Source organism: Arenimonas donghaensis DSM 18148 = HO3-R19 (assembly GCF_000743535.1).
GTDB classification, from domain to species: Bacteria; Pseudomonadota; Gammaproteobacteria; order Xanthomonadales; family Xanthomonadaceae; genus Arenimonas; species Arenimonas donghaensis.
Genome location: NZ_AVCJ01000036.1, coordinates 1 through 564, shown reverse-complemented (window position 1 = coordinate 564; position 564 = coordinate 1). Strand labels below are relative to the sequence as shown.

The window sequence follows — 564 nt, the reverse complement described above, 5'->3', positions numbered from 1 at the left end:
TCACGTTGACGGTGGCGCGCGGCAGGCCGCCGGTGAAGCCGGTCAGGAACGACGGAACCTCGATCACCTTGGTGCCGTTGGCCGGAACGGTGCCGGTCATGTTGGCAGCGTTGGTGGCGATCGTGGTGCCGGTCTCGCCGAACACGGAGATCTGGTACTCACGGGCCAGCGAACCGGTGTTGGTCAGCACGATGCGGCTGATCCAGCCACCCGGAACCTGCGCCAGCGGAGCCTGCAGCTGGCTGCCGTTGCGGACGATCTCGCCGGCGTCGATCGGACCCACCGAGCCAATGGTGAAGCCAGCGTTGGCGACGGCGTTCAGGGTCGCGGTGTACTCGCTTTCCTGGATCTGGTCGGTCAGGTTGGCGTCGTACCACAGCAGGTCGTCGTTCTCGTTGGCACCGATGTCGAAGGTGGCGGTGTCGTTGGTCAGCGTGTCGGCCGGACCGTAACCATCCCAGATCGCGGCAGCGGCGGCCGAGAAGTCACCCATGACGTCCACCGAGGTCGCCGCGTCGAACAGGTCGGCGAAGGTGATGACCGAACCGTCGGCGTTCAGCGGCG

The 564-nt window shown here is 66.5% G+C and carries 1 protein-coding gene; it reads right to left on the bottom strand.

Translation table 11 applies throughout. The features are described from left to right. A partial coding sequence (locus tag N788_RS14885; protein WP_034224996.1) for a hypothetical protein occupies positions 1 to 564 on the bottom strand: 564 nt, incomplete at both ends.